This window comes from Agromyces neolithicus, assembly GCF_039529735.1.
GTDB classification, from domain to species: domain Bacteria; phylum Actinomycetota; class Actinomycetes; order Actinomycetales; family Microbacteriaceae; genus Agromyces; species Agromyces neolithicus.
The window spans coordinates 299,781-318,348 of sequence record NZ_BAAANJ010000002.1; the positions used below are offsets into that span (position 1 = coordinate 299,781).

Sequence of the window (18,568 nt, forward strand, 5' to 3'; positions counted from 1 at the left end):
GAGACTTCCATGAGCAACACCGCCGACTGGCGCTTCGAGACCCGGCAGGTGCACTCCGGCGCCGCCCCCGACCCGACCACGAACGCGCGGGCGACGCCGATCTACCAGACCACGTCGTACGTGTTCGACAACTCCGAGCACGCGAAGAACCTCTTCGCCCTCGCCGAGTTCGGCAACATCTACACCCGCATCCAGAACCCCACCCAGGCGGTCGTCGAAGAGCGCATCGCCGCGCTCGAGGGCGGCACTGGAGCGCTGCTGCTCGCGTCGGGGCAGTCGGCGTCGACGTTCGCCGTGCTGAACATCGCGCAGGCGGGCGACCACATCGTCTCGTCCTCGTCGATCTACGGCGGCACCTACAACCTCTTCAAGTACACGCTCGCGAAGCTGGGCATCGAGACGACCTTCGTCGAGCACCAGGACGACATCGAGGAGTGGCGCCGCGCAGTGCGGCCGAACACGAAGCTGTTCTTCGCAGAGACCATCGGAAACCCCAAGATCAACGTCCTCGACATCCGCTCGGTGGCCGACGCGGCGCATGAGGCCGGCGTGCCCCTCATCGTCGACAACACGATCGCGACCCCCTACCTCATCCGTCCGTTCGAGCACGGCGCCGACATCGTGCTGCACTCGGCGACGAAGTTCCTCGGCGGCCACGGCACGACCATCGGCGGCGTCATCGTCGACGGCGGAAAGTTCGAGTGGTCGAAGAACGTCGAGCGCTTCCCCGGCCTGACCGAGCCCGACCCGTCGTATCACGGCGCGAGCTACACGGCCGCGGTCGGCGACGGCCTCGCGTACATCATCAAGGCGCGGGTGCAGTTGCTGCGCGACCTCGGCGCGGCGATCGCGCCGAACAGCGCGTGGCTGCTCATCCAGGGCATCGAGACACTGTCGCTGCGCATCGAACGGCACGTGCAGAACGCACAAGAGGTCGCCGAGTGGCTCGACAGCCACCCCGACGTCGCGAGCGTCAACTACTCGGGCCTGCCCTCGAGCCCGTGGTACGCAGCGGCGAACACGTACGCGCCCAAGGGCGTCGGCGCGGTGCTGTCGTTCGAGCTCAAGGGCGGCGTCGACTCGGGCCGCGCCTTCGTCGACAACCTCGCCCTGTTCAGCCACCTCGCGAACATCGGCGACGTGCGCTCGCTCGTCATCCACCCGGCCTCGACGACGCACTCCCAGCTGACCCCCGAGCAGCAGCTCACGGCGGGCGTCACGCCCGGACTCGTGCGCCTCTCGGTCGGCATCGAGAACATCGACGACCTCAAGGCCGACCTCGAGGTCGGCCTCGCCGCCGCTCGGGCCGCCACCGAGGCCGCTCGCGTCTGACCGACCACGTAGGCACACGGATGCTGCGGGCCGCACCGGCCCGCAGCATCCGGCGTTTCTCGTGGGGCCCTGACCACTCGCACGCCTGCGAAGGTGTAACAAACTCCCGCAACCCCGCCTGGTTCGGGAGAATCGAAACATGGACTGGCAGACGCAGGCGAACACCGTGCCCGCGACCATCGTGCCCGAGGCACGCGCGCTCGCGATGCTCGGGCGGCGCGCCCCCGCGACCGGCGCGTGGCGCGAGGGCGACCCCGTCGGTGACCGTCGGTTCACCGCCATCGGAGACCTCGAGCTCGAGTCGGGCGGCGTGCTGCCGGGCGTGCAGATCGCCTACGAGCAGTGGGGCGCACTCTCGCCCGCCCGCGACAACGTGATCCTCGTGCTGCACGCACTCACGGGCGACAGCCACGTCGTGGGCGCGGCCGGCCCGGCGCACCCGAGTTCGGGTTGGTGGCCGGGCATCGTCGGCCCTGGGCTCGCGATCGACACCGACCGCTGGTTCGTGCTCGCGCCGAACGTCGTCGGCGGATGCCAGGGCTCGACAGGCCCCGCGTCGCTCGCACCCGACAACGCCGAATGGGGCGCGAGGTTCCCGTTCCTCACGATCCGCGACCAGGTGCGCGCGCAGCTCGCGTTCACGCGCAGCCTCGGCATCGAGCGGATCGCTGCAGTCGTGGGCGGTTCGATGGGCGCGATGCACGTGCTCGAGCTGGCCATCGAGGCTCCCGAGTCGGTCGAACGCATCGCCGTGCTCGCGGGGCCGCCGGCGACCACGGCCGACCAGATCGCGCTGAACTCGGTGCAGATCGAGGCGATCCGCTCCGACCCGGCCTTCCGTGACGGGGCGTTCTACGACGCGCCCGACGGCGAGGGGCCCACACGCGGGCTCTCGCTCGCCCGCCGCATGGCGATGCTCAGTTACCGCACCGCCGCCGAACTCAACCACCGCTTCGAGCGCGGCTGGCAGTCCGACCTCGACCCGCTCGGCGGTCACGGCCGGTTCGCGGTCGAGTCATACCTCGACTTCCACGGCAACAAGTTCACGCGCCGATTCGACGCGAACAGCTACATCGTGCTCACCGAGGCGATGAACTCCCACGACATCGGCCGGGGCCGCGGCGGTGTCGCCGCTGCGCTCGCCCGAGTCGCGGCGCGCAGCCTCGTGCTCGGCATCGACAGCGACCGCTACTTCCCACTCGCCGGCCAGCGCGAGATCGCCGCGCAGCTGCGCAACAGCGTGCACGGCGACACCCCGGTGGTCGTCACCTCCGAGTACGGGCACGACGCCTTCCTCATCGAAGACGACGCCGTCGGCGCGGCGCTCACCCGCCTGCTGGCGGCGTGATCGGCACGTCTGCACTAAGGTTTCGAACGTGACGGATGTCGCAGACGGCGCCGTCACCGCGAGGGGGTGTCGATGAAGCGCATCCAGAAGGAACGCGACCGGCTGCTGCGACGGCTGTCGCGCGTCAGCGGGCTCACCGGTGCCGTCGGCGGCCTGCTGTGCGTGCTCGTGCCCGGCACGGTCACCGGGGTTCCGCTCGCCCTCGCCGTGCTCCTGTGCGTCGCAGCCGGCACGCTCGTGTTCCTTCACACCGAGCACGGCGGCGTGCCGACCGCGATCGCCGTCGTCGCCGCGGCGGCCGCGCTGATCGCCGTGATCGCGTCGGGACCGATGCTCGACCCGGTGGCGAGCACCGCACTGGCGGTGACCGGCTCCATCACCGCGCCGTCGGTCGCGATCACCCTGGTCGTCCGGCATCGCGGGCGAACGCTCGTGGTCATGCTCGCCGGAATCACGATCGCGACCATCGCGGTCATCGCTGCAGCCGGGCGTCCGATGTCGGTGGTGCTGATCTCGACGGTCGCCGGCTGGGCCGCGGCCGCGTCGCTCGCACTCGCGCTCAACGCGGCCATCGCCCGAGCCTCGGCGCGCATCGACGAGGTGGGTCGCGCCCATCAGGCCGAACGACTCGCGAGCGAGCTCGAGGCGAGGCAGCGCCAAGACGCGCGCGTGCTGCACGACACGGTGCTCGCCACACTCAGCCTGCTCGCGCATTCCGGGGTCGGGGTCGGGGTCGGGGCGCTGCGCCAGCAGGCCGGCGACGATGCGCGGCTGCTCAAGCAGTTGCGGCTCGGCGCGCCCCTCGACAACGCGTCCGACGCGATCTTCTCTCCCGAGGCCGAAGAAGACATCCTCGGAACGACTTTCGAGTCGGTGCGGCAGCGGTTCGCCCGCATGGGCCTCGACGTCAACTGGCACGGCGCGGGGCAGCTCACACTGCCGCGCGAGACCCTCGACGCACTTCTCGGCGCACTCGGTGAGTGCCTCGAGAACGTTCGCCGGCACTCCGGCGTCAACGAGGCCGATGTCACGGTCACCGACGACGAGCGCATGGTGCGTGCGATGGTCACCGACGCGGGCAACGGATTCCAGCCCGAGACCGTCGGCGACGGCCGTCTCGGCTACTCGGAGTCGGTGGTGGGTCGACTGAGCACCGTCGGCGGGCGGGCGCGCGTCTTCTCCTCGCCGGGCTCGGGAACGACGGTGATGCTCGAGGTGCCGAAGCCGTGAGCGGTGCACATGCCCGAGGCGAACACACGGGGTTCCGCCGACCCAATCGTTCGGCCCTCGCGGCCGGCGACGTGCGCGAGCGTCATGGCGGCCGGCGCCTCGCCACGGGCGTCACCATCACCGCCGCCGTCATCATCGCGGCCGACCTGCTGCGCGCGGTGCTGCTCGCGCCGTTCTTCCCAGTGAGCTTCGGACCTTGGCTGGCCTGGCTGTCGCTCGCGGTGATCCTCGGCGTCGGCGTCGTCTCCCGCATGATCTCGAGGGCGAACCCGCTTCCCGACTGGCTCTACGTCACCCTGCTGGTCGCGCTCGGCGTTCCCGTGTGGCTCGACGTCGCCGCCACCTGGGGTCACCTCGATCGCGGGGTGACGCCCACCGCGGCCGCCGCAGCCGGCGCCGTGCTGATGCCGGTGGCGGCGATCAGGGGAACCAAAGTGCCGCTCTCGGTCGCATGCGCGATCGGACTGGTGATCGCGACATCGACACTGATGCAGGCAGGCGAGGCCGGTGAATACACGGCTGCCGGACTCGCCGTCGCCGTATCCGCGGTGCTGCCGACGCTGCTCGCCGTCTTGGCGATCAACGGGTTCCGCTCGCTCGTGGGCCGCGAGCTCGACCTGTCCCTGGTGCAGAGCACGGTATCGACGGCGCCGTCGGCCATCGGCATGCAGGCCTCCGAAGAGCTCGCCAAGCTCGACTTCGACGCCGAGACGCTGCTCGACGATGTCGGCTCGGGACGCATCGCGATCCCCCTCCCGACGGCGGCCGCCGAGCGCGCGGCGGCCGTGGCAGCCAGGCTCCGTGCCCGTCTGATCGAGGGGCGCACCGACACCTGGCTGAAGCACGCGGTGACCGAGTCGGCGTACCTCAGCAACCGCGTCGTGGTCGACGACCCCGAGGGTGCGGCCGGCCTGCTGTCGCAGCAGCAGCGCGACGGCCTGCTGCTGGCGCTCTGGCTCCTCGTCGGCGAACGACGCAAGGGACCGGCCCAGCCGATCGCCGTCGAGTTGCGCACGCCCGCCGGCGACGACGATCACACGCCCTCCCCCGTGGTCGACATCGACATCGAGGTCTCCGGTGTCGTCTTACGGCGTCTCGACGCGGCGACGTGGGAGGCTGTAGATAGTGTCGGACGACACGACCTCGTCACGGGAGACGAATCCTTCCACATCGAGATCGAATGCCGGCCGAACACGATTTCGACGGCAAATGCGACGGCCGCGCGACGCGCGTCCAATCCGAGGGGGAGCTGAATGGCCGACACCGCAGATCCGATCAGGCTTGCGATCGTCGACGATCATCGAATGCTGCTCGGTGCGCTCTCCGAGTGGCTCCGAGGAGCCTCATCCGAGAGCGAGATCGCGCTCGTCGCCGCCGTACCCTCGTGGTCAGAGCTGCTCGCCCACCCCGACTTCCCGGTCGACGTCGTGCTGCTCGACCTCGACCTGCGCGACAACATCCCCATCTCGCTGAAGCTCTCGATGCTGAAATCAGCCGGTGTCAAGACCATGCTCATGAGCAACTACTCCGAGGCGGCCGTCGTGCGCGAGGCGCTGAGCGCCGGCGCGCTCGGCTATCTCGTGAAGTCCGAGCCGGTCGAATCCATCATCGAAGCGATCCGCGCCGCGGGGCTCGGCGACTCGTACCTCACTCCCGAGCTCGAGCAGGCGCTGCTCGACGACGGCACGGTGCCGAAGCTCTCGGCGCAGGAGCGTCGGGTCATGGCGCTCTACGGTGCCGGGCAGCCGGTGAAGGCCGTCGCATTCCAGCTGGGCATCTCCGAAGAGACCGCCAAGAGCTACCTCAAACGCATTCGCGAGAAGTACCGGGCGTCGGGCTACGACGTCGGCACGAAGGTGGCACTGCGCAAGCGTGCCATCCTCGACGGAATCCTCCTTCAGTCCGACTGAACTGACTCCGCCGACCGCGCGCCTCGGGATCGCCGCCCTCAGGCGTCGATCGCCTGCATCGCGCCCGTCGCATGCGGCACGGCCACACCGCGCCTTCCGCGAGCGCGGTCGAGCGCGAAGGAACCGAGTGCGAGTGAGATCCCGACGAGCGTGAGCACGAGCCCGATCCACACAGGTGCGACGTACCCGAGCCCGGCCGCGATGGCGAAGCCGCCGAACAGGGCGCCCAGGCTGTTGCCGATGTTGAGGGCCGAGTGGTTGAGCGCAGCGGCGATCGACTGGCTGTCGCGCGCGACGTCCATGAGGCGGGCCTGGATCGTCGGCGAGAGTGCCGCGGATGCCCCGCCGACGAGGAACACGCCGGCGAGAAGCCCCACCGGTGACGAAGCGGTGAGGCCGAGCAGCACCAGCGCGGCGGCGAGGATCCCGAAGAACAGGTACATCGACCGGCGCACGCTCCAGTCGGCCGACCGTCCGCCGACGATGTTGCCGACGGTCATTCCGAGTCCGATGACGACGAGCACGATCGGCACGAACTCGGGCGTCAGCCCGGTGACGTCGGTCGCGAGGGGTGCGACGTAGGTGTACACCGCGAAAAGCCCGCCGAAACCGATCGCTCCGATGCCCAGGGCGAACCACACCTGCGCACGGGTGAACGCACGCAGCTCGCGCGCGATGGTGGCACGGGGATCGCCGGGCTGCCACGGCACGGCGACCATCACGGCGATGAAGGTGAGCGCGAAGATCGCAGCCACCGCGACGTAGGCGCTGCGCCAGCCTGCGTTCTGCCCGAGCCATGTGATGGCCGGAACGCCGATGACGTTGGCGATGGTCAGGCCCGAGAGCACGAGCGCCACTCCGCGAGCGCGCCTGCCGGGCCCCATGAGGCTCGCAGCGACGAGCGAGGCGATGCCGAAGTAGGCGCCGTGGGGCAGCGCCGAGACGAATCGCGCGGCGAGCACGAGCTCGAACGTCGGCAGTACAGCCGAGGCCACGGTGCCGAGCGTGAACGCGGCGACCAGCACGAGCAGCAGTTGCTTCCGAGGCCAGCGCGCCGCGGCGGCCGCGATCGTCGGAGCACCGACGACCACGCCGAGCGCGTAGGCGGAGATCAGCCAGCCGGCGGTCGCGTTGGCGTCGGCGGGCGAGTCGGCGTAGAGCGCCGGGAACAGGTCGTGCGCGATGTCGGGCAGCAGGCCCATGGCGACGAACTCGGTCGATCCGATGCCGAAGCCGCCGAGTGCGAGCGCGAGCAGCGCCCAACGAACACGGGCCGGCGACAACGTCGTCGGCCCGTCGATTGAAAGGGTCACCCGCCGATTCTCGCACAGGTCGAATCGATTCGATACTCCACATGACGACGCCTGCGACGCCGACGCCGGTGCGCTGCGCTGCGCTGCGCTCGTTGCGCTACCCGCTACCCGCTACTCGCTACGCTCGTTGCGCTACTCGCTGCGCTTGATCGCGGCCTCGAGCCGCTCGACCTTGGCGTCGATCTCGCCCACGCGGCCCGCGCGGATGTCGGCCTTCAGCACGAGCGACACGCGCGGGCCATACTCGGCGACCACCTCGGTCGCCCGTCGGATGACGTCGAAGACCTCATCCCACTCCCCCTCGATCTCGGTGAACATCGAGGAGGTTCGGTTCGGCAGCCCCGATTCACGGACGACGCGAACGGCGGCAGCCACGGCGTCGTGGATGGATCCCTCGGGGCCCTCGCGCCCGCTCGGGGCCAGTGAGAATGCGACAAGCATCGGCCATGCTCCTAACTACCCGGATTCCGGTTCCCAGCCTGCCACACCGCGCGCAGCGACCACACGAGCAGGGCGATCAGCAGCGCAGCCTTCACGGTCAGCAGGAACACGAACGCCGGGTTCGCGATGAGCAGCCAGCCATACCAGTACGGGTAGATGATGTGGGTCAGCAGGGCCACAGCGGCCGCGAGCGCGGCGGGAACCGCGAACCGCGCGGGCCGGAACATGAGGCCCAGGATGATCGGCGCCGCGAGCCACGTCGCGAACTGCGGTGATCCGACCTTGTTCGCCACCATGAGCACCACGACGAACCCGAGTGAGAGCGGGGCGAGGAGCTCGCCGAGGCGCGCCGTGCGCAGCGCCGCGCGCACCCCGATGAGCACGACCACCGCCACCCCGACAACCATGAGCGGCGTCGTGAGCGCGGCAGCGACATCCGCACCCGGCCCTTCGATCTGGAACGTGAGGATGTCGCGGTCGTAGACGATCTCGACCCGCTTCGAACCCGCCACGATCTGCCAGAGCCAGGCCGTCGCGAGCGGTGCCTCGATCTGCAGGCCGCGGCCGGCCTGTTCGACGATGAAGCCGATGGCATTCGCCCCGGCCCCCGCCACGATGCTCACCGCAAGGATGCCGGCGCTCAGCGCGGCGGCGACCGTGACGACCTCGACCCGGCGGCGCACGGCGATCACGAGCGCAGCGACGAGTGCGGCGGGCCACACCTTCACCCAGGCGCCGATGGTGAGCAGCACGGCCGCGACCCGCGGACGCCCCGCCGCGAAGAGCAGCCCGGTGATCGCGAGCGGCACGGTGATCGCGTCGATGCGACCGAGCGCGATCGGGCCGAGCGCGGCCAGGAATCCGACCCACCACCACGCCGCGATGCGCCTCGGCCGCGAGAGTCGGCGGGCGCTGCCGAGCAGGATCGAGAAGGCGATGGCGTCGAGCGCGGTGACGATGGCCAACCACGTCTGCGCGTAGAACTCCGAGCCGAGCGCGAGCGCTGCGGTCATCGGTGCGAATGCGAGGATCGGGTAGACCCACGGCACGTCGATGCCCATGCGCACGAGCCCGTCGGCGGCGTTCTCGGCCCAGACGCGATACACCCCCGTGACGTCGCCGAGCGGATAGCCCTGGCCATACAGATTCAGGCCGATCAGAGCCGCGTGCACGAGGGCGAACCCGCCCCAGAGCGCGCCCCGCCCGCCGAGGATGCGGCGGACGGTGACGGCCGCGCCCGCGGTCGCCTCGCGCTCGCCTCCCAGAGTCACGACGATGAGCCTAACGGAGCGCCATGCTCCGCCGTACCGCGCCGCCGCACCGCGCTCAGCGCGCGAGCAGCGAGCCGATCACCCCGGGCAGCCTCGCCGCGATGTCGAGTGCGACGATGGGGCCGCGGCCCGCCGCGTCGCTGGCGCGCCTCGCCGCCTCGCCGTGCATCCAGGCGGCCGTCGCGGCGAGCTTCGTGAGCACCGTGGCGTCGGCGGCGAGCGCCACATGATTGGTCGCGACGAGCGCGCCGAGGATGCCGCCGAGAATGTCGCCGCTGCCGGCGGTCGCGAGCCAGTGCGTGGGCGCAGTCACGACGTAGGCGTCGCGATCTGGATCGACGATGCGCGTCACGGCGCCCTTCAGCAGCACCACGACCCCCAGCTCGCGTGCGGCGCGCGCGGCCCAAGCCGCTGGGTCGGTGCGAACTTCGGCGACACTCACTTCGACCTCGCGGGCGGTGAGCAGATTCGCGAGCTCGCGCGAATGCGGCGTGATCACGGTGGGTGCCGTGTGCGTTCCGACGAGGTCGAGCCCGCCCGCATCGAGCACGACGGGCACGCGCGACGCGAGCGCGTGCTGCAGGTCGCCTTGCAGCACGAACGAACGCCGGCGCGGATCGATGCCCGAACCGACGAGCCAGCCCTGCACCCGCCCGGCGACCGTCACGGTCTCGGGTCGCTGCGCCAGCACCGCGCTGCGCACGGGGCGCGGACCGTTGTAGCGAACCATGCCCACGCCGGCACGCCACGCAGCCTCGACGCCGAGCACGGCTGCGCCAGGGTAGTCGTTCGACCCGGTGATCACGCCGAGCACGCCGCGCGAGTACTTGTCGTCTTCGGGACTCGGCGGCACGATCCACTCGGCGGAATCCTCTGCCGTCCACTCCCGCCAGGTCACCCTCATGCTCCAACGATAGGTTGATGGGGATGCCTACGTCAGCCCTCACCCCGATCAGCCTCGCACCACGCGTCGTCGTCTTCGACTACGGCGAGGTAATCTCGCACGCCCCGACCGCCGACGACCGGGCATTGCTGCTCGCACGCGCCGGTGTGCCGGGCGAGCCATTCTGGGCGGCCTATTGCACCCACCGCGAGGGTCTCGACCGGGGCACGACGTCGATCGACGCGTACTGGCAGGCCGTCGCGCGCGAGGTCGGAGCCGAGTGGAACGCGATCGACGTGCACGAGCTCTGGGCCATCGACCATCGCAGCTGGCTCTCGGTCGATCCCGGCACGCTGCGGGTACTGCATGCACTCGTCGCGGGCGGCACGCGCATCGCGCTGCTCTCGAACGCCGGGCCCGACTTCTCAGGCTGGCTCCGCCACGGTTCCTTCGCACGGTTGTTCGAGCGCGTGTTCGTCAGCGGCGAGCTGGGCGTCGTCAAGCCCGAGCCCGAGATCTACGAGCACGCGATCGCCGAGCTCGGCATCGAACCCGCCGATCTGCTCTTCGTCGACAACCGGGCCGAGAACGTCGAGGGCGCGCGTGCGGTCGGCGGTGACGGTCATGTCTTCGCCGATTCCGAGGAGCTGGAGTCGTGGCTTCGGGGTCTCGCATGAGCGCGACCGACGCCGTCGAGACGACGGCGGCGCTGTCGGTCGACGCGGCGGCCGGGTCGACGGATGCCGCAGCGGGGCTCTTCACCCCCATCACGATCCGCGGCCTCACGATGCGCAACCGCGTCTGGGTGCCGCCGCTGTGCCAGTACTCGGTCGACACTCGCGACGGCGTGCCGAACGACTGGCATCTGGTGCACTTGGGCGCGATGGCTGCCGGCGGCGCCGGGCTCATCGTGGCCGAGGCGACATCGGTGAACCCCGAGGGGCGCATCTCCGATCACGACACCGGGCTGTGGAACGACCGGCAGGCCGAGGCGTGGGCCCGCATCACGCGGTTCATCCGTTCGCAGGGCGCCGCGGTCGGCGTGCAGCTCGCACACGCGGGGCGCAAGGCGTCGATCTGGCCCGAGCCGACGCGACGCCGGGGCTCGCAGCCTCTCGACGAGGGTGGCTGGCCCACGGTGTCGGCCTCGGCGGTCGCCTTCGACGGCCTGCGCGAGCCGATCGCCCTCGACGAGGCGGGCATCGCTGCGGTGATCGACGACTTCCGCACCGCCGCCCGGCGCGCCGTCGCCGCGGGGTTCGACCTCGTCGAAGTGCACGCCGCACACGGCTATCTCGTGCACCAGTTCCTGTCGCCGTTGTCGAACCTGCGCACCGACGACTGGGGCGGCACCCTCGAGAACCGCGCGCGACTGCTGCTCGAGATCGTGCGGGCCGTGCGCGCCGAGGTCGGCGAGGCGATGCCCGTGTTCGTGCGATTCTCGGCGACCGACTGGACGCCCGGCGGATGGGACGAAGCCCAGACCGCGACCGTCGCCGGCTGGGCATCCGATGCCGGCGCCGACTTCTTCGACATCTCGACGGGTGGCCTGGTGGCGTCCGCCGACATCCCGATCGGTCCCGCATACCAGGCGCACTTCGCCGAGTACGTCGGCGAGCGATCGGATGTCCCGGTCTCGGCCGTGGGGCGCATCACGAACGCGCGGCACGCCGAAGGACTCATCGCCACCGGCCGAGCCGACGCCGTCATGTTCGGCAAGGCGATGATGCGCGACCCGCACTTCGCCCTGCGCGCCGCTCACGAACTGGGCGCCGGCACGACGATGTGGCCCGTGCAGTACCTGCGGGCGAGCCCCGACGTGAACGACGGGGAGTGGTGACCGGGGAGGCGCTCAGCCCATTCCCGCTGCGGCGGCCCGTAGCTTCGTCGCCATCTCCATCAGCTGACGCGACGGCTGCGCGATCGCGATGATGTTGCCCTCGCTGTCGCTGAACCAGGCAGTGCGCTCTTCGCCGAGCTGGGCGACGCCGTCGACGGTCTTCAGGCCCGGCATGTCGTAGTCGTGGAACACGACCCCGTGCGTGCGCAGCGCCGTCATGTCGCGATCGAGGTCGTCGGTGACGAGGTTCAGCGCGGTGTTCTTCGCGGTGCCGGCGAAGTCGCTGCGGTAGACGAGCACCTCGGTGCCGCCGATGTCGTAGAACAACCCCTCACCCTCGAGTTCGGTGTAGACGGGGTCACGGCCCAGCACGTCGTGCCACCATTGCTGCGCGCGGGCGATGTCGGAGGCTGGGAGCACGGCCGTCGCCATGAGCTTCTCAAACATGATCTTCTCTCACTTCTTCTCGGATCGGCGCCAGTCTACGCTCGCCCCGGCGCAGGCGCCTCACCAACTTCGCGACCCGCGTCAGCCCCTACGCGTCGCGTCCTGCACCTCGCCGAGCCGCTCGCACTTGTCCGCTCTTGACACGCCGCCGATGCGGTGTCATAGTTATGACAGGGGCGACATAGATATGACATCGACGACCACGACTCGTCATACCGATGCGACACGCGCGGCCATCCTCGATGGGGCCGTCGATCTGTTCCTCGAACGACGGGGCGGTGACTTCTCCGTCCAAGAGGTCGCCGACCGGGCGGGCCTGACGCATCGCACCGTGTACCGGTACTTCCCGACCCGTGGAGAACTCCTGGGCGCGGCCTCGCAGCGCCTGGCCGTCGGCGTCGACGAGCAGTCCTTCACCGAGGTGTCGACGGTCGAGGAATGGATCGACGCCGTCGCCGGCCACTTCGCGCACACCGAGGCCAACCTCGAGCTGGTTCGCAGAGTGGTCTCCACGGTCCTCGGCTCACCCGAGATACTCCTCTTCCAGGAGCGCGACGCCCACTTCTGGGAGGTGTTCCGCCGCCAGTTCCGGAACCTTCCCGAACGCGATGCCAGTCGAATCTTCGCCACGCTTCGCCACCTGATGTCCTCAACCTCCTATGTGATCTACCGCCTGCGGTTCGGCCTCTCGCCCGCTGACGCCACCGAGGCGATCCAGGTCGCCGCCTCCGTGATCGCAGCACAGGCGGCCCGCAGCGATCAGGCATCGGCGCCACCAAGAAGGGACTGATCATGACCGGCAGCGTGGTACGAACGTCCGCAGCGGCCCTGCTGAGCCTCGACGACCACGTGTGCACGGATCCTGCCGTCGTCGGCAACAAGGCCGCGACACTTGCGCACCTGCGACAGGCCGGATTCGCTGTGCCGGCCGGCGTGGTCGTTCCCGCCGCCGCGCTCGAGGGAGTGACCGAGGGTCTCCCCAGTGCGGTCACCCGAGCGCTCCTGAACCTGTCGTCGCTGATCGGGCGCGGACCGTGGGCCGTGCGGTCGTCGAGCACCGCCGAGGATAGCGAACATGCGTCCTACGCCGGCCAGTTCGAGACCGCGCTTGACGTCGAAGACGAGAGGCTCGCCGAGGCGGTGTTCGAGTGCTGGCGATCCGGGCAAGCCGATCGAGTCAGGGCGTACGGCGGAGAGCGGGGAGCCGGATCGATGGCCGTCCTGCTCCAGCCGATGGTCGCAGCCGACGTCGCAGGAGTGGCGTTCACGATCGATCCGGTCAGCGGCGAACACGTCACCGTCATCGAGGCGGTGCAGGGGCTGGGCGAGCGGCTCGTGTCGGGGTCGGCCACGCCTGAGCGGTGGATATCACGGGACGGCGGCACGATCGCGACATCCTCGGCGGCCATCGTTCTGACCGCCGACCAGGCAGGTTCCATCGGCGATCTCGCCCGTCGGGTCGAAGAGCACCTCGGACGCCCCCAGGACATCGAGTGGGCGATCGCCGACGGCAGCCTCTGGCTGATCCAGGCGCGACCGATCACCACGGAGCCACGTTCCGGTCCCGAACTCATCCCCGTCCCGATCGAGGTGCCTCCCGGGTACTGGCAGAGGGACGACTTCCACGAACCCCTTCCGATCACGCCGTTCGGCCGGACCCTGTTGACCGAGCAGATCCTCAAGGTCTTTCCTGCGGTGTTCGCAGAGTTCGGAATCCTCCTCGAGCGTGCCGAGGTCGCCTTCGTGGGCGGCTGGGTGTACAACCGGACCGTACCGGTCGGGGCGCCCGCTCCTGAACGAGGTGCTTCGGCTCCGCCTCCTCGCTGGTTGCTCTGGCTCCTGATGCGGACCCATCCGGCCGTCCGTCGGCGCTGTCGCGCCGCAGGGCGAGCGCTCGCGCTGGACCTGCCCGCCGCGGTCATCCGCCGTTGGTTCGACGAGTGGAGGCCGGAGCATCAGTCGGACGTCGCCAAGGCCCTCGGCGTCGATCTGCGGTCGCTGTCCGACGCGGACCTGGCAGCCGAGCTGGATCATCGCGTCGAGGTGATCGGCCATCCGGCCCACATCGTGGTCGCGATCGGCTATTGGATTCAGGTCTACGAGCTCACCGAGCTGTGCCGAGACCTGCTGGGGTGGGACATCCCGAAGACGCTCTCTCTCCTGGACGGCCTCTCGACCGCATCCACCAGGCCGGGCAACCAGCTCGCCGACCTCGCCCGGATCGCGCGATCCAGTCCAGCGGTGCTCCGACTACTGGCCGACGTCGACGAGAGCACACCGGGCCGCTTGGCCGACGCTGATCCCGAGTTCGCCCGCGCGTTCTCGGAGTACGTCGAGGCGAACGGCCACCGCTCGCTCAGGTACGACATCATCGACCCCACGCTCGCCGAGATGCCGTACTTGCTTCTCCGGCTCGTCGCCCAGCAGCTCGAGCTCGACGTCTCACCCGCTCGTGCCGCCCGGGAGTCGCTGCACCGACGCGATCGGGCCGCCGACGAGGCGCTCGAGCTACTGAGTTCCCACTCCCGGGACGACAAGGAGCGCTTCGAGCGCGCCTTGACGCGGGCGCGGCGGGCGTTTCCGGCGCTCGAGGATCGGGTGTGGTGGACGACGAGCGTGCAGGCGGCGCTGCTGCGCTACGTGGCCTTGGAGATCGGACGCCGCCTCGCCGACAGGCACCAGATCGACGCCGTCGACGACGTGTTCTTCCTGGAGGCCGACGTGTCCCGGTCGGCGCTGCTCGATGGCGCGCGGTGCACGGAGATTGTTCGCATCGCCAAGGGACAACGCGACTGGGCCATCAGGAACCCCGGCCCTCCGGCCTATGGGGACCCGCCCCGGGGCGCACCGCCGTTCGACCTGCTCCCGCGCGACGCTCGCCTGGTGAACCAAGGAGTTCTGTGGGGGATCACCCAAGTGTTCGGGTCCCCGCGCGGGGTCCGCGACGAGCGAGTCGTTTCCGGAACCCCGGCTTCGGGGGGCCGCTACACCGGCCCGGTCCGCGTGATCACCGGTGACGGCGACTTCGATAAGATCCGCACGGGAGACGTGGTCGTTTGCCCGACGACCTCACCGGCCTGGTCAGTGGTGTTCCCGAGCATGGGCGCCCTGGTCGCCGACGCAGGCGGAATGCTCTCGCACCCGGCGATCATCGCCAGGGAGTACGGCATCCCCGCTGTGGTCGGCGCCGGGAACGCCACGGCCCTCCTCCATGACGGTCAGACGGTGACGGTCGACGGGACGACCGGCGTGGTGGAGCTCGGCTGACGGGCCGAGTCACCGCACAGCGCGCTACCCCCGCCGGGTCGCGTCCTGCACCTCGCCGACGAGTTCTTCGATGATGTCCTCGAGGAAGATCACCCCGGTGGTGCGACCGTCCTCGTCGAAGGCGCGCGCGACGTGCGTTCCGAGTCGGCGCATCGTCGCGAGGGCGTCCTCGAGGTCGGTTCCCGCGAAGATCGAGACGAGCCGCCGCACCCGCTTCGCCGGGATCTGGTCGTCGAATTCGTCGTCGTCGAGGTCGATCACGTCCTTGAGGTGCACGTATCCGTCGGGCTCGCCGTCGGCGCCGAGGATCGGGTACCGCGAGAAGCCGTGGCGCGCGACTGCCCGTTCGACATCGCCGGGCGTCGCACCGGGCGCCAGGCTCACGAGCGATCCGAGCCGCACCGCGACATCCTTCACGCGCTTCGTCGTGAACTCGAACGCCGCGGTCAGCGTGCCGCTCGCGTCGTCGAGCACGCCCTCGCGACGCGACTGGTCGACGATCGTCTGCACCTCTTCGAGGGTGAACGTCGAGTTCGCCTCGCTCTTCGGCTCGACGCCGACGAGCCGCAGCACGCCGTTCGCCGTCGCGTTCAACGCGATGATGATCGGCTTGAAGACGCGAGCCACGAACACGAGCGGCGGCGCGAGCAGCAGCACCGCCCGATCGGGCAACGTGAACGAGAGGTTCTTCGGCACCATCTCGCCGAACACGACGTGCAGGTACGACACGAGCAGGAGCGCGATCACGAACGCGATCGTCGAGATGACCTCGGGCGACCAGCCGGTGAGGTGCAACGGCACCTCGAGCAGGTGGTGGATCGCCGGTTCCGACACGTTCAGAATCAGCAGTGAGCAGATCGTGATGCCCAGCTGGCTCATCGCGAGCATGAGCGTGGCGTGCTCCATTGCCCAGAGCGCGGTCTTCGCACTTCGGCTGCCCTGCTCGGCGAGCGGCTCGATCTGCGAGCGCCGCGCCGAGATGACGGCGAACTCGGCGCCCACGAAGAAGGCGTTGGCCGCGAGCAGCACGAACAGCCAGGCGATGCCGGCCCAGTCGCTCATCGTTCGGCCTCCTCGAGCTCGGGAGCCTGTTGCGCTGGCGTGGGCTCGAATCGCAGTCGATCGATGCGGCGCCCGTCGAGGCGCTGCACGCTCAGCGTGCCCTCGTCGACGGGCACCTCGTCGCCGACGGCGGGCAGGCGTCCGAGCTCGGCCATCACGAATCCGGCGACGGTCTCGTAGTCGCCGTTCTCGGGCACGCGGATGCCGGTGCGCTCGAGCAGTTCGTCGGGCCGCAGTATGCCGGGGAAGCTCACGCTGTCGCCGCGCCACACGATGCCGGCACGGGTGCGGTCGTGCTCGTCGGCGACCTCGCCGACGAGTTCCTCGACCAGGTCTTCGAGGGTCGCGACCCCCGCCGTGCCGCCGTACTCGTCGACGATCACGGCCATCTGGAATCCGCGGCCGCGCAACTCACCGAGCAGTGCGTCGAGCTTGATGGTCTCGGGGACCCGAAGCGCCTCGGACTGCAGTGCCGAGGCCGGGACATCCGATCGCCGATCACGGGGCACGGCGACAGCCTGCTTGACGTGCACGATGCCGACGACGTCGTCGAGGTTCTCGTCGTAGACCGGGAAGCGCGAGTAGCCCGTATGTCTGGCGAGCTCGAGAACGGCCTCGGCGGACTCTTGGCGCTGCACCGCCGCCACGCGGGGACGCGGGGTCATGACGTCGGACGCGTCGTGGTCGGCGAAGCGCAGGGTGCGGCCGAGCAGGGTCGCCGTGTCCTGCTCGAGGAGGCCGGCACTCGCAGAGCGGCGCACGAGCGATGAGAGCTCTTCGGCCGAGCGCGCGCCCGAGAGCTCTTCTTTCGGTTCGATGCCGATGGCGCGCAGCAACGCGTTGGCGCTGCCGTTCAGCAGTGCGATGGCGGGGCGGAACACCCACGTGAACGCCGCCTGGAACGGGATCACGACCCTCGCCGTGGCCAGCGGAAGCGCGAGCGCGAAGTTCTTCGGCACGAGTTCGCCGATGATCATCGAGAGCAGCGTCGCGATGACGATGGCGGTCGTCGCGCCGACGGGCCGAACGAGCGCCTCGGGCAGCCCGATGGCGGTCAGCGGGCCGGCGAGCAGCGACGAGATCGCCGGCTCCATCGTGTACCCGGTGAGCAGGGTCGTGAGCGTGATGCCGAGCTGTGCACTCGACAGGTGCGTCGAGGTGATCTTGAGCGCCGAGATCGTCATGCCGAGCCGGGTCTCGCCCCTGGCGCGGCGCGCTTCGAGGTCGGCGCGATCGAGGTTGACGAGCGCGAACTCGCTCGCAACGAACAAGCCCGTGCCGATCGTGAGGAGGAATCCGATGCCGAGGAGTATCCACTCAGACAATGCGGCCTCCCCGATCAGTCACGGGCGAGGGTCTATGGCCGGGCGTATTCGCAGAAGGAGGATCGTCCATTGTCCTCCCAGTATATCGGCGCCGACGAGCCGCTCCCGGTGATGCTCCTCCGGGCCCCTCCTCGCGCGACATACCTGCCCCGATCTCGACATGGCCGCAAGACACTCCTCATTTCCACATTTCGAATCCGCCTCGATCGGGGCGGATTCGAAACGTGAGAATGGCGGCGCTCGCCGACTGCGCGACCGGTCCCGCGGTGCCGCGTCGGGTCGTGGGTATCCTGCCCGAGGGGTACGGTCACGCGGCCGAGCGCCCCCCGGCATCGCCGTCACCCGTCGTCGCAGATGTCGCGGCCGTCGCGGGTGTCGCAGCCGTCGCGGGTGTCGCAGCCGTCGCGGGTGTCGCAGCCGTCGCGGGTGTCGAGGTCGGCGCGGGTGTCGAGGCCGTCGGCGCTATCATCCGCTCCAGGGGCGAAGGCGGCGATGCGCTGCTCGATGCGTACGCGTCGCCCTTCGCCGAGACGATGCAGGCGAGGCTGTCGCGAGCGCGGCGCAGGGTGGATCGGCGCCCGCGCCTCGCCGGTGCCGTAGCGGTGATCCCACAGTTCGAAGAGTCCGTCAACCGCCCGGTCGAGGTCTTCGAGGAACTCGGCGTTCAATCGATACCTGCGTGCGCGCGGGTCTTCCGGGTCGACGGCCGACCACACCACATTTGCATCGCGCAGCGTGCGCAGGTGATACGACACCGTGCTGCGGCGAACGGCGAACTCGGTCGTGATCACATCGGCGAGGATGCCCGCCGTGTGCTCGCCGACCGCCAGCACCTCGACGATGCGTCGCCTCATCGGGTCGGCGAGGATCTCGAACGGATGGATCATGCGCGGCAGGCT

At 69.9% G+C, this 18,568-nt stretch carries 17 protein-coding genes and 1 pseudogene; 10 read left to right on the forward strand and 8 right to left on the reverse strand.

Going from position 1 to position 18,568, the window contains the following annotated elements:
- Nucleotides 1–9: 9 nt before the first annotated feature.
- The 5 genes from ABD164_RS04660 (at nt 10) to ABD164_RS04680 (ending at nt 5,820) form a co-directional block, all read left to right on the forward strand.
- The gene (locus tag ABD164_RS04660; RefSeq protein WP_344293905.1) at nt 10–1,332 is read left to right on the forward strand and encodes a bifunctional o-acetylhomoserine/o-acetylserine sulfhydrylase; all 1,323 of its coding nucleotides are present in this window, start codon (nt 10–12) and stop codon (nt 1,330–1,332) included.
- A 139-nt stretch (nt 1,333–1,471) separates the two neighbouring features.
- Nucleotides 1,472–2,680 (forward strand): homoserine O-acetyltransferase MetX, encoded by a 1,209-nt coding sequence (gene metX / locus ABD164_RS04665; protein ID WP_344293907.1) that lies wholly within the window; start codon nt 1,472–1,474, stop codon nt 2,678–2,680.
- A gap of 72 nt (nt 2,681–2,752) precedes the next feature.
- Nucleotides 2,753–3,910, forward strand: a complete 1,158-nt coding sequence (locus ABD164_RS04670; RefSeq protein ID WP_344293910.1) for a sensor histidine kinase — start codon at nt 2,753–2,755, stop codon at nt 3,908–3,910.
- Nucleotides 3,907–5,163, forward strand: a complete 1,257-nt coding sequence (locus ABD164_RS04675) for a hypothetical protein (RefSeq protein ID WP_344293912.1) — start codon at nt 3,907–3,909, stop codon at nt 5,161–5,163. Before ABD164_RS04670 ends, ABD164_RS04675 begins: the two co-directional genes overlap by 4 nt.
- Nucleotides 5,164–5,820: a response regulator gene (locus ABD164_RS04680; protein WP_344293914.1), complete on the forward strand. Its 657-nt coding sequence runs from the start codon at nt 5,164–5,166 to the stop codon at nt 5,818–5,820.
- Nucleotides 5,821–5,858: 38 nt separating this feature from the next.
- Here the strand turns inward: ABD164_RS04680 and ABD164_RS04685 are convergent, their stop codons facing one another.
- The 4 genes from ABD164_RS04685 to ABD164_RS04700 all read right to left on the reverse strand — a co-directional run bounded on the left by ABD164_RS04685 (nt 5,859) and on the right by ABD164_RS04700 (nt 9,749).
- Entirely contained in the window at nt 5,859–7,133 is a 1,275-nt protein-coding gene (locus ABD164_RS04685) for an MFS transporter (RefSeq protein ID WP_344293916.1), read from the reverse strand.
- Nucleotides 7,134–7,265: 132 nt separating this feature from the next.
- Nucleotides 7,266–7,574: a thiamine-binding protein gene (locus tag ABD164_RS04690; RefSeq protein WP_344293918.1), complete on the reverse strand. Its 309-nt coding sequence runs from the start codon at nt 7,572–7,574 to the stop codon at nt 7,266–7,268.
- 11 nt (nt 7,575–7,585) lie between these two features.
- Entirely contained in the window at nt 7,586–8,845 is a 1,260-nt protein-coding gene (locus ABD164_RS04695) for a glycosyltransferase 87 family protein (protein ID WP_344293920.1), read from the reverse strand.
- Between the two features lie 55 nt (nt 8,846–8,900).
- Nucleotides 8,901–9,749, reverse strand: coding sequence for an ADP-dependent NAD(P)H-hydrate dehydratase (locus tag ABD164_RS04700; RefSeq protein WP_344293923.1), 849 nt, complete (start codon nt 9,747–9,749; stop codon nt 8,901–8,903).
- 23 nt (nt 9,750–9,772) lie between these two features.
- Here ABD164_RS04700 and ABD164_RS04705 point away from each other — a divergent pair, with 23 nt between their 5' ends.
- Both ABD164_RS04705 and ABD164_RS04710 read left to right on the forward strand, forming a co-directional pair.
- Entirely contained in the window at nt 9,773–10,405 is a 633-nt protein-coding gene (locus ABD164_RS04705; RefSeq protein WP_344293925.1) for an HAD family hydrolase, read from the forward strand.
- Nucleotides 10,402–11,568 (forward strand): NADH:flavin oxidoreductase/NADH oxidase, encoded by a 1,167-nt coding sequence (locus tag ABD164_RS04710; RefSeq protein WP_344293928.1) that lies wholly within the window; start codon nt 10,402–10,404, stop codon nt 11,566–11,568. Before ABD164_RS04705 ends, ABD164_RS04710 begins: the two co-directional genes overlap by 4 nt.
- Before the next feature lie 12 nt (nt 11,569–11,580).
- On the opposite strand, the gene ABD164_RS04715 is transcribed toward ABD164_RS04710, so the two are convergent.
- A complete protein-coding gene (locus tag ABD164_RS04715) occupies nt 11,581–12,015 on the reverse strand; it encodes a VOC family protein (protein ID WP_344293931.1) in 435 nt (144 codons plus the stop codon).
- A gap of 187 nt (nt 12,016–12,202) precedes the next feature.
- Between ABD164_RS04715 and ABD164_RS04720 the strand changes: the two genes are divergently transcribed.
- From ABD164_RS04720 to ABD164_RS04730, 3 genes and pseudogenes are all read left to right on the forward strand, one after another.
- Entirely contained in the window at nt 12,203–12,805 is a 603-nt protein-coding gene (locus ABD164_RS04720; RefSeq protein ID WP_344293933.1) for a TetR/AcrR family transcriptional regulator, read from the forward strand.
- 2 nt (nt 12,806–12,807) lie between these two features.
- Nucleotides 12,808–13,512: pseudogene (locus tag ABD164_RS18015) on the forward strand (PEP/pyruvate-binding domain-containing protein); the annotation flags it as partial.
- Between the two features lie 165 nt (nt 13,513–13,677).
- The gene (locus tag ABD164_RS04730; protein ID WP_344293938.1) at nt 13,678–15,282 is read left to right on the forward strand and encodes a PEP-utilizing enzyme; all 1,605 of its coding nucleotides are present in this window, start codon (nt 13,678–13,680) and stop codon (nt 15,280–15,282) included.
- Between the two features lie 24 nt (nt 15,283–15,306).
- Here ABD164_RS04730 and ABD164_RS04735 read toward each other — a convergent pair whose 3' ends face one another.
- From ABD164_RS04735 to ABD164_RS04745, 3 genes are all read right to left on the reverse strand, one after another.
- Nucleotides 15,307–16,344 (reverse strand): hemolysin family protein, encoded by a 1,038-nt coding sequence (locus ABD164_RS04735; RefSeq protein ID WP_344293940.1) that lies wholly within the window; start codon nt 16,342–16,344, stop codon nt 15,307–15,309.
- Nucleotides 16,341–17,669 (reverse strand): hemolysin family protein, encoded by a 1,329-nt coding sequence (locus ABD164_RS04740; protein ID WP_344293942.1) that lies wholly within the window; start codon nt 17,667–17,669, stop codon nt 16,341–16,343. The genes ABD164_RS04735 and ABD164_RS04740 overlap by 4 nt, the downstream gene beginning before the upstream one ends.
- 338 nt (nt 17,670–18,007) lie before the next feature.
- Nucleotides 18,008–18,556: an ArsR/SmtB family transcription factor gene (locus ABD164_RS04745; RefSeq protein WP_344293944.1), complete on the reverse strand. Its 549-nt coding sequence runs from the start codon at nt 18,554–18,556 to the stop codon at nt 18,008–18,010.
- Nucleotides 18,557–18,568: the final 12 nt, after the last annotated feature.